Source organism: Bradyrhizobium sp. CCBAU 25360, assembly GCF_028128695.1.
Taxonomy (GTDB): Bacteria; Pseudomonadota; Alphaproteobacteria; order Rhizobiales; family Xanthobacteraceae; genus Bradyrhizobium; species Bradyrhizobium ottawaense.
In genome coordinates this window covers 424,965-438,586 of sequence record NZ_LBJA01000001.1, presented here as the reverse complement: position 1 = coordinate 438,586, position 13,622 = coordinate 424,965, and the positions used below count along the sequence as shown (strand labels likewise).

Genomic DNA, 13,622 nt, shown 5'->3' with positions numbered 1-13,622 from the left:
GGGAGAAGAGGAGATGCAGATGAACACGAAACGTTCCGTTCTTGCTGCCTGCGCGATCCTGGCGTTGAGCGCCGGAGTCGCGGTCGCCGGCCCGTGCAACACGGGCAGCGCCAGCACTGACAAGGATGCCGGTTCTGGTCCCGTGACGGTGGGCGCAGCGCAGTCGCCCTCGTCCAGTTCAGCGGGCGACACCAGCCAGCATCCGCCGACCAGCACGATGAACCGTGCAAGTGGCGAAACGCCGGCTTCATCCGAAGATGCGCAGCGGCAGATGCAGAGCCAGCCGACGGCGGCTCAGCGGGCCGAAGGTGCCAAGCCGGACGCCGCAATGGCCGACAAGGGCTGCTGACGGCGACGTGCCATTCGTGTCGATTCGACGTGCGGTGCGTCGCACAAGACGGTGTCTCGCAGGTCGTGCTTGACCAAGAGGGAACTGGCTTTGTCCGAGAGAGAAACGCAGCCGCGAAGAATCGACACGGACGCGCTCGGCAGGCGAATCGAGGCTTGAACTGCAACTGACGCAGCCCTAGGTTTTGCGCCGCGCGATGTCGCGCTCAATACCTTGGGGAGACCCCGAATGGCTTGGAAAGCTCCGAAGATCGTGGAAGTGCCGGTCGGCATGGAAATCAACATGTACGCCTGCGCTGCGCGCAAGTAAGACTGACGACCTGCCGCGGCTTTGACGGTGAACGCCGTCGAAGCCGTGGCAGTGTCGGATCCCGAGCCTGGCATCATTGTGCTTCTTGCCACCGACGCGATGATACGCCTGCGATGAAACGCCTGCGCAGGCTGCAATCATCTTCTTTCAAAATCTAGACCACGCTCTTGCTGCAGTGTGTTACGCTGATGGCCGGTCAGCGCTGCTGCCGCATCAAAGCGGCGCGCGCCTTCGGGGTACGGGGATGCGCGGCGGAGCTCGCAGATTTCTGATGGTGATTGCCTGCGCGGTCGCGCTGATACCGACGCATGGGCACGCCGAGGAGGGCTTCGATACCGAGCACATCTTCGGCTTCATGATCGGCACCGATGTCGGCAATCCCGGCGAGCGCGAATTCCAGAGCCAAACGACGGGGCGCTTCGGCAAGGGCGGCGGCACCTATCGCGCTCTTGAGAAAGAGGTCGAGATCGAGATCGTGCCGCTGCCGAACTTCCGCATCGAGGTTGGCGCCGCCGCCAGCTTGCACGACATCACCGGCGTCCCCGACATCGACGACCGCCGTCAGATCAACTTCCAGGGCGCCTCGCTCGACCTGCGTTATCGCCTGCTCGACCGCGAGCGCGCCCCGTTCGGCCTCACCATCGCCGCCGAGCTCCACGGCGACCGCATCGACGAGACCAGCGGCGCGAAGGGGCGGATGTACGGCACGGAATTCACCCTCGCCATCGACCGCGAACTCATCCCGAATTTTGCCATCGGCGCCCTCAACCTGATCTATCAACCGGAATGGGCGCGCTTCGAGGTGGCGGGGCAGTCCGAGAAGAGTTCGACGATCGGTGCGGCGTTCGCCGGCCTGGTGCGCGTGCGGCCCAACATGCTGCTCGGCGGGGAGCTGCGCTACTTCCGGCAATATGAAGGCATCGGCCTCGGCGAGTTTTCAGGCCAGGCCCTGTTCGTCGGCCCGACCGCCTATTTCCAGCTCTCCGAGCGCTCGCGGCTGACCTTGAGCTGGAGCATGCAGGCCTGGGGCCGGCCGGCCGGAGCGGGCGGCAATCTCGACCTCGTCAATTTCGAGCGCCACCAGGCCCGGATGGTGTTCGGCGTCAATTTTTAGCAGAGAGCGTCGTCATGCCCGGGCTTTGCCTTGCCTGGGAGCCCGGGAAGAGCCAGTTCCCGCCCCATTTCTCGCCCGGATCTGAAACTTCCGCTTCCGTGGTACGTAACCTTTCGTGCTAATCTTGACCGCCACTTGCGAGAGGATCCCGGCATGAACCCGATTGACCTGGTGGTGACTGTGTGTGCGGTGCTCTCGCCTGCGACCTGCGAGGAACAGCATTTGATGTTCAACTATGGTGGGTCGCCGCGGCAATGCGCGATGGCCGCGCCCCCCTATATCGCGCAATGGGTCGGCGACCATCCGAAATGGCAGGCGGTGCGGTGGCGCTGCGAATATCCGCACCCGAACGACAAGGCGTGAGGCGTCTCGCTACTTGCTGCAGTCCTTCAGATCCTTGTCGGCGATCGAGAACACCGCATCCGCCCTGATCTCGATGTCGCGAACGACGCACTGCCGCGCACTGGGATAGCTGACCTTGGCGTCGTAGCGGCCCGGCTCGACGCCGGTGATGCGCAGCCGCTCGTCGTGGTCGACCTCCTTGTCCTTGTCGTTCAAGCACTGGTTCGGGCCCCAGTCGGTCTTGCCGGCGGGCGAGAGCTGGAAGCCGGAGATCGTCTCCGTCGTCAGGTTCCAGAGCCTAATGCCCTTGCCCTTGGCCTGCGCGGCGGCTTCGCCGGCAAGCGTCAACGACGCGATCAAAGCTAGAACCCAACGCATCAGCCAGTCCTCCCAAAGGCGGGCCATCATTCCCTGATCAGGCGCTCGCGGTTCTTTGCCTTGTCGAAATTTTTGGCGCGGTCAAGGCCGTTCAGTGCAATCAGCTTCGCCGAGACGAGATCGGCGCCGTCGAAATCGGCGTCGATGACGATCGCGCCCGTCAGATCGGCTCCGCCGAGTTGGGCGTTCTTCAGTGATGCGCCGCTCAGATCGGCGCTCCTGAGGACTGCGAATTCGAGGTCGACGCGCGACAAATCGGCGTTGCGCGCGTTCAGCCGTTCCAGATTGGCGGATCTCAGCACCGCGCGCATCAGCCCCATCGACTGGTTGCGCATATCGGCGCCCAGATTCGCGTCCGCGATCGAAGCGCCGACCAGGCTTGCGCCGGTGAGATCGGCAGCGATGCGCGCTCCTGACAGGTTCGCGCCGTCGAGACGCGCGCGGGCCATTTGCGAGGCGAACAGATTGGCGCCCTTCAGGCTTGCGCCGGTAAGATCCGCATCCAGCAGCCACGCCTGATCGAGGATTGCACGGTCAAGCCTGGCGTCTCGGAGTATTGTCTTGTTGAGCCGCGCGGCGCGGAAGACCGCGTTGGACAGGTCCAGCCCCGAGAGATCGAGGCCCGACAGGCGTTTGCCGGTGAAATCGGCAGGCTGCGCGGCGCTCGCTTTGGCCAGCACGGCCTCGACCTCTGGCCTGGTCATTTCGGACGAGACCATCGCGGGGGAGGTGAGGTCGACGTCGCGCATCATGTCCTGCGCGCCCGCCGTCATCGTGACGAGTGCAAGACCAAGCGTTGCCAGCGTTGAGAGGGCGACCGTCCGCGTCATCATCGACTCCGCCGCCGGCCCAGTCTAGCACGTCCGCCAGGCGACCGGCTATGAGACATCTCGCTCAGTGCGGTCGCCTTGAGTTCGTTGGGCGAGGCCGGCCTTGATCGCCGCAATCTCGGCTTCGCCGCGTCTGTCGCGCGGGATGCCGATAGGCACCTCGGCCACGATACGCGCGGGGCGCGGCGACAAGAAGAACAGGCGGTCGCCGAGGCGAACCGCGTCATCGAAACTGTGGGTGACAAGCAGCGTCATCACCGGACGGCTGGCCACCAGCGTCGCGATCTCGTCGCGCAAGCGGCCGGCGAGCGCGTCGTCGAGCGAGGCGAGGGGCTCGTCGAGCACGAGGAGATCGGGCTCGACTGCGAAAGCGCGGGCGAGCGCGACGCGCCGGGCAAGGCCGAGCGACAACTCGCCGGGAAAGTGGCTGCGATGCGCTTCCAGCTCCAGAATCCTGAACAGTTCGGACAGCTTCGCCTCGGTCACGTCGGGCGCCGCCAGCCGCACATTCTGCTCGACCGAACGCCACGGCAGCAGCCGCGGCTCCTGAAACACCATGCCGATCCGCGCCTGCGGTGGACGCGCAACGTGGCCCCTGAAATCGCTATCGAGCCCCAGGATGATGCGCAGCATCGTGCTCTTGCCGCAACCGGAGGGACCGATGAGCACGCCGACCTCGCCGGATTGAAGCGCGAATTTGAGCGGCGCCAGCACCTCGTGCGTTCCGCCCGCGGCACTCCTGAACGTCTTGCCTGTGATCTCGAGCTCAAGCCGCACGGGGGCGCCACCTGTTTGCGCGGGCTTCGAACGGCTGCACCAGCAAGGTCTCGATGACGAGCACGACCGCGGCAAAGGTCAGCGAATAGGCGAGCAGCCGCGGCGTGTCGAACAGCTGGAAAGCGACGCCGATCTCGAAGCCGACGCCGTTCGGACGTCCCAAGAGCTCGGCGACCAGCACGATCTTCCACACCAGCGACAGTCCGGAACGGGCCGAGGCTGCGATGTAAGGCGCAAGCTGAGGCAGCACGACATGGCGGAACGCGCGCCAGCGCGGCATCGCGAACACGCTCGCCATCTCGTCGAGCGAGCGGTCGAGCGCGCGGGTGCCCTCGCGCAGGGTGACGACCGCGGTCGGCAGCTTGTTGATGGCGATCGCCGCGATCGCGGCGGCCTCGGTCAGGCCGGCCCAGATATAGGCCAGCACGATCACGACCAGCGCGGGCAAATTGAGTAGCAGGATCAGCCAGGGATCGCCGAGCTTATCCGCGAGCCTGACCCGTCCCATCAGGTAGCCGATGGCGCTGCCGAGCGACATCGCCAGCACGAAGGCGAGGGTCACGCGCGCCAGCGTGGCGCCGAGATGCAGGAACAGCGCGCCAGATGAGGCTTCCGCGATCATCACCTCGAGCACGGCCGGCGGGGAGGGCAGCTTCGCGCCGCCGACGAACAGCGCGGCAATCCACCAGATCGCGAGAAACAGGGCGAACGACAGAAGACGCAGCACCTCAATCTCCGGGGACCGCGTGATAGAACGTGCCCGGATCGAGCTCGGCCGCCGGGCCGACGAGGTCGCGGCCGCCGATCTCGGCCAGCACGCGGTAAAGCACGCGCGCGTCTTTCTCCTCGTCGTCGATGCTCCGGCGCGGAATACCGTCGCGATAGCGGTCGCGATAGGTCTTGAGCATGGCTGCGTCGGACGTGCCGGTGAGCGGCGCGATCTTGTCCCAGGCTGCATCCGAGGTCACCAGCAGCTGCTTGGCCTTGCGCGTCATCGCGATGAATCGCGCCACGGCGTCGCGATGGCTCGCGGCCCAATTCTCGTCGAAGACATAGCCGACGGCGGAGACCGCGCCTTTGGCACCGAGCTTCGGCAGAATGTCCTCGATGCCGGCGAGGCGGCGAAATCCCTTGGCCTCGAGCTGGGCACAGAAATTCCAGAAATTGAGGCTCGCCTCCATCTCGCCGTCGAGCGCCTTGGCGGCGATCAGGGGCGGGGCGCCGTAGGCGATGGTCGCCTCCGACTTCAGGTCGATGCCGTCCTGCTTCATGCTCGCCTGGAGCAGCAGCCAGCTCTTGTCGATCGCCCCGCCGGCGACCGCGAGCTTGCGCCCCTTCAGGTCGGCGAGCGTCTTGATCGGAGAGGATGCGGGTACCATCACTGCGCCGAGCGCGCTGGAATAGGGATAGAAGGTGAGCTTGGCACCGAGCGCGCGCTCGCGCGACACCCACAGCCAGTCTGACAGGATGATGTCGGCGCTGCCTGCGCGCATCGCGATCTTGCCGGCCTCGGTGCTCGCGAGCTCGGTGACCTCGAGCGAAAGGCCCGCCTCCTTGTCGAGGCCGCTCGCGCGGATCGCGGCCAGCTCCCAGGAGAATGTTCCGGTTTTCTGCACCGCAAGGCGGATCGAATCCGCGGCGCGGCCGGGTGCGGCCAGCGATAGCGCCAGCGTCGTCGCGAGCGCCAATATTCGACCAAGTGCCCTTATCACGCCAAGTGCTCTCATCACCTTGTGAGCCGTTTCCTCTGATAGAGTGCTTTTCAGGACAATACGCATAGCATAGCTTTGCTCGCAACCCGCGGGAGGATGCGCATGAAACTGGCCGGACAGCTACGACCGATTGTCGCCGCATTGACGGTGCTGGCGGCGACCGCGTGCGTGGCGCGGGCCGAGGAGGCCAATGATTATCCGACGTCGGCGCGCGCGGAGTACGTCTATGGCTGCATGAAGGCCAATGGCGAGAGTCGGCAGTCGATCGAGCAATGTTCCTGCTCGATCGACGTGGTCGCCTCGATCGTCACCTATGAGCGCTACGTGACCGCCGAGACCGCGCTCAGCATGTCCCAGGTCCGCGGCAATCTCGGCGTCCAGTTCCGCACCTCCGAGCAGGCGAACACGGCAGTGAACGATTTGCGGCGGGCGCAGGCGGAAGCCGAGGTGAGGTGTTTCTAGCTATAGCCGCGGAAACGGTGCAATCCCTTCTCCCCTTGTGGGAGAAGGTGGCGCGGAGCGCCGGATGAGGGGTATCTCACCGCGCGCTCATCTGAGGAGAAAGACCCCTCACCCGTCTCGCCGCTATGCGGCGAGCCACCCTCTCCCACAAGGGGAGAGGGGAATTAGCATAAGCGGTGCTAGCTACGTCCCCGGCTTCTCCACATCCCACTCATTCCGGAACACGTGCCCATCCGTGTCCTTTGCTTCCGCGCGGAAACGCTTGGCGCCGTTGGAGACATAGGTGAAGCGCAGATTGGGATCTTCCGAGATCGAGATGCCGCCTTCCATCGACAGCACCGGGCTGTCGTCCTGCGTCAGCTTCAGCTGGTTGACGAAGAAGGCGGGAATGTAGAGCTGCGTGACCTGGTCCATCTGAAGGCCGGAATTGTTGGGATGGCCGATCATGATCTGCGCTTCGCGGATGCGGCTCGCGGGCGCTTCCTCGCGCGCGAATTGCCTGTAGCGCATCTGGCCGAGCCGGTTTTGCGCCTCCTCGGCGTTCTTTCCTGCCGGCGCCGAGCAGCCGCCGGAGGCTTTCACATAGACTTTCGAGACATAGAGCTGGCCATCGCTGAGCTCGGCCACCGCGTGCACATCGGTGTAATTGTTGACACGCACGCGCGTCGAGATCTCGGTGACATTGGCGTCGGAGCCGAGCTCGAACTTCGCCGCCATCGGCGCCGGGTTACGGTCGATCACGAGCGTGATCGAACGGATACGGCGACTGTCTGCGGGCGACAGCTTGCTGCGCAGGGTCACCGGCACGATCGCCGCGTCCTCTGCGCGATACGGCATCTCGATGCCGATCACGCCGCTGCCGTCGTTCATCGCACGGCTATTGAAGATGTCCTGCACCAGGCCCGGCCAGGGATCGTCGGCCTCTTCAGCCTGCGCCGGCACGGCGAAGGCGATGCCGAGCAGTGCAGCGATCAAGGGCAGGTGGCGTGTCCATCGGGTCATGGTCATGATCCTCCGAGTCAGCGAAGCTGATCTCGTTCCGGAGTCAGCGAAGCCGATCTCCTGCGCCTATCGTAGCGCGCCTGCTACTCCCATTCAATTTCCGAAAATGCTGCAGTTGCGTTCCGGGCGTTGTAATCGCCGAATAACTGCCAGCGCGGCCGCTCTTCCGCAGCCGCCTTGTCGGCCGCGGCTCGGATCGGCTCGCCATTCTTGTTCAGCGCGCGCACGTCGGATAGCAGCGTTGACAAGTAACGCCGCTCATCGGCCAGCGCGGCAGGCCAGTCGCTCACGGGGCCGTGACCGGGAACGACGCGTTGCGCCGGGATGGTCTCCAATTCCTTCAACGTGTCGAGCCAGCCGCGGATGCTGCCGTCCATGACCGGAATGTGGCGGAGAAAGACGAGGTCGCCCGCGAACAAGGTTTTTGTCGCCTCGTCGTACACGGTGACGTCGCTGTCGCTGTGCCCGGTCCGCCAGGCGCGCAAGATGAGGCGGCGCGACCCGAGATCGAGCGTCATCGTGTCCGAAACCAAGAGGGTCGGGGCAATGATCTTCACGGGATCGATCAACGCGCTGCCCATGATGCGGCGAAAATTGTCGAGATAGTAGGGGCCGCGCGTCGCGAGCGCCTGCGGCAGCTTGCTGTGACCGACGAAGCTGGTGCCACCGGCGGCGAAGGCCGCGTTGCCGAAGACATGGTCGGGATGGCCGTGGGTGTTGATGACATAGCGAATCGGCTTGGGCGTGCGAGCCCGCACGGCGGCCAGCAGGGCCTCGCCTTCGCGGAGGCTGCCGCCGGTGTCGATGACGGCCACCGCATCATCGCCGACGATGAAGCCGACATTGGCAATGTCACCCTCGTTCTCGCGGGTCATCAGGGCAATGGCCCCGGAGTGTACGAAGATTCCCGCTGCGACTTCGCTCACAGGCAATTCGGCCGCCCCGGCCCGTGCTAGCGTTACGATCCCCAGCAGGGACAAGGCTGCGATCACTCGAGCGATGCGAGACACTTTTCCGCCTCAGTTCAAAGGGTTGCTGCATTGCACTGCAACAAAGCAAAGCCAGCGAAGTCTGGCAAAAGATGGCGCGTCATGCGTTGCATGGATAGCATTCAAACAAAACGAGGAGGAAGCGCGATGACGGAGGCCGGACGACATCGTCGCTGGTTGTTTTCACTGGGGGTCCTGGTTGCGTCCTGTGCGTTCGGCGATGTCGCCATCGCGCAGACCAATGACAGCGGCGACCTCTCGTTCGAGCTGGTCGACCCGAACGTGCTGCGCGTCTGCGCCGATCCGCGCAATCTGCCGTTCTCGAACGAGAAGGGCGAGGGGTTCGAGAACAAGCTGGCCGAGCTGTTTGCCGACAAGCTCAAGAAGAAACTCGACTACGTCTTCTTCCCGCAGGCCACCGGCTTCGTGCGGATGACGCTGGGCGCGCATCGCTGCGATGTCATCATGGGTTTTCCGCAAGGCGATGACGTCGTGCAGGGCACCAATCCCTATTACCGCACGTCGTACGCGCTGGTCGCCAAGGCCGGCAGCGGGCTCGAGGAGGTCGATACGCTCGAGGACCCGAAGCTGAAGGGCAAGCATGTCGGCATCGTCGCCGGAACGCCGCCGGCGACCAACATGGCCATTGCCGGCCTGATGAGCGATGCAAAACCCTATCCGCTGATGATCGACACGCGCTACGACAATTCGGCGCAGGCGATGATCGACGACCTCGCCGCCGGCAAGATCGACGCCGGGGTGCTGTGGGGACCCATGGCCGGCTATTATGCGAAGAAGATCGGCTCGCTTCACGTCACGCCGCTGGTGAAGGAAACCACGGGGCCGAAGCTGGTCTATCGCATCGGCATGGGCGTGCGTCCCGCCGACCAGAACTGGAAGCGACAGCTCAACAAGCTGATCCAGGAGAACCAGGGCGAGATCAACAAGATCCTGGTCGACTTCGGTATACCGCTGCTCGACGAGAGCAATCGGCCGCTCAGCGCGGAGACGGCCAAGAAGTCGCAATGAGGCGGCCTCTTGCCGCTGCGCTCGTCGTTGCCGCGTTGGCGGTGCCGGCATCCGCGCAGCAGCAGGAGCCGTTCGAGCCCGAGGGTTATCGCGCCGACAATTATCGCGCACCGGTGCCGGCGACGCTTGCGGGCGCGCGCGTGCTCAACACGGTGGAAGCCGAAGCGATCTGGCGCGCCAGGAGCGGCGCGTTCGTCGACGTGCTGCCGCGCCCGCCGAAGCCGAAGAACCTTCCCGCAGGCACGGTATGGCGTGATGCGCCGCGCAAGAACATTCCGGGCAGCATCTGGCTGCCGGATACCGGCTACGGCAAATTGCCGCCGGCCATGGACGATTATCTCCAGCGCGGCCTCGCACAGGCCTCGCGTGGCGACAAGGCCGCGCTGCTGGTGATCTATTGCCTCGCCGATTGCTGGATGTCCTGGAACGCCGCCAAGCGCGCGCTGGCGTATGGCTATTCCAACATCGCCTGGTACCCCGACGGCACCGACGGCTGGGAGCGCGCCAAGCTTCCGACAGAGGAGGTGCAGCCGGAGCCGCGGCCCGAGCAGTAGACGTCGTCATGCCCGGGCTTGTCCCGGGCATCCACGTTCTTCACGCTGCGTGGCCAAGCGTGGATGGCCGGGACAAGCCCGGCCACGACGGCGGTGCGAAAGGGGAGAGGCGAAGCAAGCGCCTACTGCTTCTGCAGCTTCGTCAGCGTGCCCGTGCCGTTGTTGTCGGTCGCAGAATAGTTCACCCTGTCGCCGGCATGAACGGCCTCCAGCATCGCGGCGTCCTTGGTTTTGTACTCCTGGAGCGCGCCGGCGCCGCCAGCGCTACCACCGACGGTGCCCTTCTGCGTCTGCTGGATCGAGATCGTGCCGTTGAGCCGATCGATCCGCATGACCATTCCGGTCATGTCGTCGGCAAGAGCGCTGGTTGCAAGCATGCTGAGGGCCGCAGCGCCCGCAAAGATGAATCTGGTGGTTCCCATCGAGGCCTCCCGACGTCTTGGAGTTCACTTCGACAAGCCATCCTAGATCGATTTGGTTCCGGCAGATAGCCGGGCAAAGGTTAACCGGGCCGATCCGGGAACCTTGTCGTGGCCTCCAGCGAGGCGGGCGCTATTCCATTTCCTGCTGGATCACGCGGCCAAGTGCGAACAGGCGCTGGTCGATCGTGGTGGGAACCTCGCAGACGAATCGCACGACCTTGTTGCGGTCCTCGAAAATGCGGGTCTTCCAGATCAGTTCGTTGCTGAGCGTTTCGACCTTGGCCTCGTCGCGCGGCGTCGCGCCCTGCAGCGCCTGAAGGGCGATCGCCTCCTCGCGAATCTTGTCGGCGGCCTCGCGCTGCTTGCGGCTGACGCGTTCGAGCCCGGCCATCACCTGGGAGCGCTGGGCATTGAGCGTGTCGAACAGGCCGGCGAACAGGAGCTTCGCCTTCGCGGTCTTGTCAGTGGCGGAGGCGGCCAGAAATTCCTTCACGGACTTTTCGGCCTCATCGAGCGGCGTTTTGCGCGCCGATAGTTTTGCGACCAGTGCGCTGACCTTGGCGTCGTCTTTCCATGTGTTCTGGACGTCGTCGAGCGCCGGGCCGGCCCAGACGGCGGCAAGCGAAATCTCCGGCACCTTGGCTTGGGTGCAGGGCCAGTCGGGATAGCGTGGATCGGCCGCGCGCGCGGCCGTGCCCGACAGCGCCAGCGCCACAACAGCCATCGCCAGAACCTTCATCCTTCGCCTCCTGCGGGCCCCCGTCGCGCCAGCCCACGCGAGGGATCATAGGCCAGAATCGCGCCGATCATGAAGACGATTGTGCAAGCCGCGACCACTGCCAGCGAGATCCAGTTGATTTGCCCGTAGAGCGCAAAACGGATCAGCTCGACCGCATGGGTGAACGGATTGGCCTCGCAGAGGTAGTACAGATAGGGGCTGCCCTCCTGCACCCGCCACAGCGGGTAGAGCGCGGACGAGGCGAAGAACATCGGGAAAATGACGAAGTTCATGACGCCTGCGAAGTTCTCGAGTTGCTTGATGCCGGAGGAGATCAGCATACCGAGCGAGCCCAGCATCAGCCCGGACAGGATCAGCGCCGGCAGCACGGTCAGATAGCCTGACGACGGCGGGGTGATGTCCCAGAACCAGGCGATCAGCAGGAACGCATAGACCTGGAGCAGCGACACCGCGGTGCCCGCCAGCAGCTTGCAGAACAGCAGGAACCCGCGCGGCAGCGGGCTCACCAGCAGCGTGCGCATGTTGCCCATCTCGCGGTCGTAGACCATCGAGAGCGAGGACTGCATGCCGTTGAAGAGCTGGATCATCGCCATCAGCCCGGGCGCGATATAGACCTCGTAGAGGATGTAGGTCTCGTAGGGCGGGATGATGGAGATGCCGAGCACCTGACGGAAGCCGGCGGCGAAGATGAACAGCCACACCAGGGGCCGCACCAGCGCCGAGACGAAGCGTTCGCGCTGATGCAGGAAGCGCAACCCCTCGCGCCAGACGATGCCGGTAAGGCAGGTGAGGTACTCCTGGACCGAGAAGCCGCGCGGCACCTCGCGCGTGGTGATGCTGCTCATGCGCCGCCTCCCGGCATGGTTTGCGCACCGGTCAGGCGCATGAAGGCGGTGTTGACGTCCTGCGCGCCGGCCTCGGTGACGACGCGGCTCATCGGCCCCTGCGCCAGCACCTTGCCCTGGTGCAGCACCACGAGGTCGTCACTCGGCATGATCTCGTCGAACAGATGCGTGGCCCAGAGCACGCCGATGCCTTGCTCCGTCACGAGCTGGCGGACCTGGCTGATGATGTCGGCGCGCGCCTTGACATCCAGGCCGACGGTCGGCTCGTCCAGCAACAGCAGCCGCGGCTGGTGCAGCAGCGCCCGCGCGATCTCCAGCCGCCGCATCTGGCCACCGGAGAGATCGCGCACCTTGCTGCCGGCGCGGTCAGCGAGCCCGATGCGGCCGAGCAGCTCGGCGCTGCGTGCGGCGGCCTCGCTCCGGCTGATGCCGTGGAGGGCTGCGTGATAGAGCAGGTTTTGGGTCAGCGACAGGTCGAGATCGAGCGTACGTGGCTGGAACACGACGCCGAGCAGCCGCAGCGCCTCGCCGGGGCTCTTGCTGATGTCGTGGCCGAAAATGCCGACCCGGCCGCTCTGGATGCCGAACAGGCGCGTGATCAGCGAGAACAGCGTGCTCTTGCCGGCGCCGTTGAGGCCGAGCAGGGCGGTAAAGCTCGCCGGCTGCACGTTGAAAGAGACGTTGATCAACGCACGCCGCTGCCCATAGGCATGACTGACGCCGTCGATCGACAGCGCCGGCACCGCCGCCGCTTCTAGCTTCGGCGCCTCCTGTGGCTCGGGAATCGGAGCGGGGCTGGTCATGGCGCGATCGTGATGCCCCAGGGCAGTTCGCCCACCTGAATCGTCTTGATCACCTTTTGCGCGGCGACGTCGATGACGGAAACGTCGTTCGACACGCCGTTGGTGGTGAGCAGATATTTTTCGTCGGGCGTGAACGCCATGTGCCAGACCCGCTGCCCGACCAACAGGTATTTCGTCACCTTGCGCGAGGCGACGTCGACCACGGCGATGCGGTTGGCGGGGCCGAGCGCGATGAAGGCGGTCTTGTCGTCCTTGGTCATGCCGATGCCGACGGGCTGGATCGCCTCTTTCCTCAGGCCCGGGATCTCGAAATTGACCTTGCCGATCACCTCGTGCTTCTTCGGGTCGATCACCGAGACGGTGCCGCCGATCTCGGAGGAGACCCACACTTCGGAAGCATCGTGCTTGAACTCGGCAAAGCGCGGCCGCGCATCGACCAGCACGTTGGCGACGATCTGGCGCGACGCCGTGTCGATGAAATGCGCCATGTTGGTCGTTTCCGACGTGTTGATCAGCGTCTTGCCGTCGGGACTGATGGTCATGCCCTCGGGCTCGACGCCGACCTGGATGTCGCCGAGCCTGGCGCGCTTCTCGAGGTCGATCACGGTCACCGTATTGTCGTTCTCGTTGGCGACGTAGAGGATCTTGCCGGCGGCATCCTGCGCGAACAATTCCGGATCGGGTCCGGAGGGCAGGCTGTCCACCACGGCTTGCGTCTTGGCGTCGATCACCTGGATGGTGTCGTCGTCGCCGACGGCGACCATCACGAATTTGCCGTCGCGCGTGAAATCGATGCCGCGCGGGCGCTGGCCGACCTTGATGGTCTTGGTCACGGTCCAGCTATCGGTGTCGATCACCGTGACCGTATTGCTCTTCTCGTTCGAGACATAGGCGATGAACGCATGCGCAGGTGCCGCCGCCAGCGCCAGTCCGGACAAGAGCCCCACACGCCACATGCGCAACATT

At 64.9% G+C, this 13,622-nt stretch carries 19 protein-coding genes; 7 read left to right on the top strand and 12 right to left on the bottom strand.

Annotation, left to right across the window (positions count from 1 at the left end):
* Positions 1 to 13: 13 nt before the first annotated feature.
* The 4 genes from XH81_RS01975 to XH81_RS01960 all read left to right on the top strand — a co-directional run bounded on the left by XH81_RS01975 (position 14) and on the right by XH81_RS01960 (position 2,135).
* A complete protein-coding gene (locus XH81_RS01975) occupies positions 14 to 349 on the top strand; it encodes a hypothetical protein (protein WP_028142701.1) in 336 nt (111 codons plus the stop codon).
* A gap of 228 nt (positions 350 to 577) precedes the next feature.
* Positions 578 to 658, top strand: a complete 81-nt coding sequence (gene pqqA, locus XH81_RS01970; protein ID WP_012029362.1) for a pyrroloquinoline quinone precursor peptide PqqA — start codon at positions 578 to 580, stop codon at positions 656 to 658.
* 271 nt (positions 659 to 929) lie between these two features.
* Positions 930 to 1,772 (top strand): hypothetical protein, encoded by an 843-nt coding sequence (locus tag XH81_RS01965; protein ID WP_244429146.1) that lies wholly within the window; start codon positions 930 to 932, stop codon positions 1,770 to 1,772.
* A gap of 153 nt (positions 1,773 to 1,925) precedes the next feature.
* Entirely contained in the window at positions 1,926 to 2,135 is a 210-nt protein-coding gene (locus tag XH81_RS01960) for a hypothetical protein (protein WP_018320724.1), read from the top strand.
* Positions 2,136 to 2,144: 9 nt separating this feature from the next.
* On the opposite strand, the gene XH81_RS01955 is transcribed toward XH81_RS01960, so the two are convergent.
* From XH81_RS01955 to XH81_RS01935, 5 genes are read right to left on the bottom strand one after another with little or no spacing between them, the layout of a single operon-like run.
* On the bottom strand, positions 2,145 to 2,492 hold the full coding sequence (locus tag XH81_RS01955; RefSeq protein ID WP_028142699.1) for a hypothetical protein: 348 nt from the start codon (positions 2,490 to 2,492) through the stop codon (positions 2,145 to 2,147).
* A gap of 26 nt (positions 2,493 to 2,518) precedes the next feature.
* Positions 2,519 to 3,322: a pentapeptide repeat-containing protein gene (locus XH81_RS01950; RefSeq protein ID WP_028142698.1), complete on the bottom strand. Its 804-nt coding sequence runs from the start codon at positions 3,320 to 3,322 to the stop codon at positions 2,519 to 2,521.
* A gap of 48 nt (positions 3,323 to 3,370) precedes the next feature.
* Positions 3,371 to 4,099, bottom strand: a complete 729-nt coding sequence (locus XH81_RS01945) for an ABC transporter ATP-binding protein (RefSeq protein ID WP_095427021.1) — start codon at positions 4,097 to 4,099, stop codon at positions 3,371 to 3,373.
* Positions 4,089 to 4,826, bottom strand: a complete 738-nt coding sequence (locus XH81_RS01940) for an ABC transporter permease (RefSeq protein ID WP_028142696.1) — start codon at positions 4,824 to 4,826, stop codon at positions 4,089 to 4,091. Before XH81_RS01940 ends, XH81_RS01945 begins: the two co-directional genes overlap by 11 nt.
* A gap of 1 nt (position 4,827) precedes the next feature.
* Positions 4,828 to 5,826 (bottom strand): ABC transporter substrate-binding protein, encoded by a 999-nt coding sequence (locus XH81_RS01935; protein WP_049806606.1) that lies wholly within the window; start codon positions 5,824 to 5,826, stop codon positions 4,828 to 4,830.
* A gap of 87 nt (positions 5,827 to 5,913) precedes the next feature.
* Here XH81_RS01935 and XH81_RS01930 point away from each other — a divergent pair, with 87 nt between their 5' ends.
* A complete protein-coding gene (locus XH81_RS01930; protein ID WP_026202407.1) occupies positions 5,914 to 6,273 on the top strand; it encodes a hypothetical protein in 360 nt (119 codons plus the stop codon).
* 183 nt (positions 6,274 to 6,456) lie between these two features.
* Here the strand turns inward: XH81_RS01930 and XH81_RS01925 are convergent, their stop codons facing one another.
* Both XH81_RS01925 and XH81_RS01920 read right to left on the bottom strand, forming a co-directional pair.
* On the bottom strand, positions 6,457 to 7,275 hold the full coding sequence (locus XH81_RS01925) for a quinoprotein dehydrogenase-associated SoxYZ-like carrier (RefSeq protein WP_028142694.1): 819 nt from the start codon (positions 7,273 to 7,275) through the stop codon (positions 6,457 to 6,459).
* An 83-nt stretch (positions 7,276 to 7,358) separates the two neighbouring features.
* Complete coding sequence (locus XH81_RS01920; protein WP_028142693.1) at positions 7,359 to 8,285, bottom strand: quinoprotein relay system zinc metallohydrolase 2; 927 nt, start codon at positions 8,283 to 8,285, stop codon at positions 7,359 to 7,361.
* 126 nt (positions 8,286 to 8,411) lie between these two features.
* Here XH81_RS01920 and XH81_RS01915 point away from each other — a divergent pair, with 126 nt between their 5' ends.
* Positions 8,412 to 9,293 carry a substrate-binding domain-containing protein gene (locus XH81_RS01915; RefSeq protein ID WP_038973399.1) on the top strand — a complete coding sequence of 294 codons (882 nt, stop codon included), beginning with the start codon at positions 8,412 to 8,414 and terminating at the stop codon, positions 9,291 to 9,293.
* Positions 9,290 to 9,847: a PQQ-dependent catabolism-associated CXXCW motif protein gene (locus XH81_RS01910; protein ID WP_038973398.1), complete on the top strand. Its 558-nt coding sequence runs from the start codon at positions 9,290 to 9,292 to the stop codon at positions 9,845 to 9,847. Before XH81_RS01915 ends, XH81_RS01910 begins: the two co-directional genes overlap by 4 nt.
* A 122-nt stretch (positions 9,848 to 9,969) precedes the next feature.
* On the opposite strand, the gene XH81_RS01905 is transcribed toward XH81_RS01910, so the two are convergent.
* From XH81_RS01905 to XH81_RS01885, 5 genes are all read right to left on the bottom strand, one after another.
* Positions 9,970 to 10,269, bottom strand: coding sequence for a copper-binding protein (locus tag XH81_RS01905; RefSeq protein ID WP_028142690.1), 300 nt, complete (start codon positions 10,267 to 10,269; stop codon positions 9,970 to 9,972).
* A 130-nt stretch (positions 10,270 to 10,399) separates the two neighbouring features.
* Positions 10,400 to 11,008, bottom strand: coding sequence for a hypothetical protein (locus tag XH81_RS01900; RefSeq protein ID WP_028142689.1), 609 nt, complete (start codon positions 11,006 to 11,008; stop codon positions 10,400 to 10,402).
* Positions 11,005 to 11,853: an ABC transporter permease gene (locus XH81_RS01895; protein ID WP_028142688.1), complete on the bottom strand. Its 849-nt coding sequence runs from the start codon at positions 11,851 to 11,853 to the stop codon at positions 11,005 to 11,007. The genes XH81_RS01900 and XH81_RS01895 overlap by 4 nt, the downstream gene beginning before the upstream one ends.
* Positions 11,850 to 12,656 (bottom strand): ABC transporter ATP-binding protein, encoded by an 807-nt coding sequence (locus XH81_RS01890; protein ID WP_271595654.1) that lies wholly within the window; start codon positions 12,654 to 12,656, stop codon positions 11,850 to 11,852. Before XH81_RS01890 ends, XH81_RS01895 begins: the two co-directional genes overlap by 4 nt.
* Positions 12,653 to 13,621, bottom strand: a complete 969-nt coding sequence (locus tag XH81_RS01885; RefSeq protein ID WP_271595653.1) for a YVTN family beta-propeller repeat protein — start codon at positions 13,619 to 13,621, stop codon at positions 12,653 to 12,655. Before XH81_RS01885 ends, XH81_RS01890 begins: the two co-directional genes overlap by 4 nt.
* Position 13,622 lies beyond the last annotated feature (1 nt).

Coding starts and splice junctions, on each gene's coding strand:
- XH81_RS01975 (WP_028142701.1), top strand. CDS start 14: ATGCAGATGAACACGAAACGTTCCGTTCTTGCTGCCTGCGCGATCCTG.
- pqqA (WP_012029362.1), top strand. CDS start 578: ATGGCTTGGAAAGCTCCGAAGATCGTGGAAGTGCCGGTCGGCATGGAA.
- XH81_RS01965 (WP_244429146.1), top strand. CDS start 930: ATGGTGATTGCCTGCGCGGTCGCGCTGATACCGACGCATGGGCACGCC.
- XH81_RS01960 (WP_018320724.1), top strand. CDS start 1,926: ATGAACCCGATTGACCTGGTGGTGACTGTGTGTGCGGTGCTCTCGCCT.
- XH81_RS01955 (WP_028142699.1), bottom strand. CDS start 2,492: ATGCGTTGGGTTCTAGCTTTGATCGCGTCGTTGACGCTTGCCGGCGAA.
- XH81_RS01950 (WP_028142698.1), bottom strand. CDS start 3,322: ATGACGCGGACGGTCGCCCTCTCAACGCTGGCAACGCTTGGTCTTGCA.
- XH81_RS01935 (WP_049806606.1), bottom strand. CDS start 5,826: ATGAGAGCACTTGGCGTGATAAGGGCACTTGGTCGAATATTGGCGCTC.
- XH81_RS01930 (WP_026202407.1), top strand. CDS start 5,914: ATGAAACTGGCCGGACAGCTACGACCGATTGTCGCCGCATTGACGGTG.
- XH81_RS01925 (WP_028142694.1), bottom strand. CDS start 7,275: ATGACCCGATGGACACGCCACCTGCCCTTGATCGCTGCACTGCTCGGC.
- XH81_RS01915 (WP_038973399.1), top strand. CDS start 8,412: ATGACGGAGGCCGGACGACATCGTCGCTGGTTGTTTTCACTGGGGGTC.
- XH81_RS01910 (WP_038973398.1), top strand. CDS start 9,290: ATGAGGCGGCCTCTTGCCGCTGCGCTCGTCGTTGCCGCGTTGGCGGTG.
- XH81_RS01905 (WP_028142690.1), bottom strand. CDS start 10,269: ATGGGAACCACCAGATTCATCTTTGCGGGCGCTGCGGCCCTCAGCATG.
- XH81_RS01900 (WP_028142689.1), bottom strand. CDS start 11,008: ATGAAGGTTCTGGCGATGGCTGTTGTGGCGCTGGCGCTGTCGGGCACG.
- XH81_RS01895 (WP_028142688.1), bottom strand. CDS start 11,853: ATGAGCAGCATCACCACGCGCGAGGTGCCGCGCGGCTTCTCGGTCCAG.
- XH81_RS01890 (WP_271595654.1), bottom strand. CDS start 12,656: ATGACCAGCCCCGCTCCGATTCCCGAGCCACAGGAGGCGCCGAAGCTA.
- XH81_RS01885 (WP_271595653.1), bottom strand. CDS start 13,621: ATGTTGCGCATGTGGCGTGTGGGGCTCTTGTCCGGACTGGCGCTGGCG.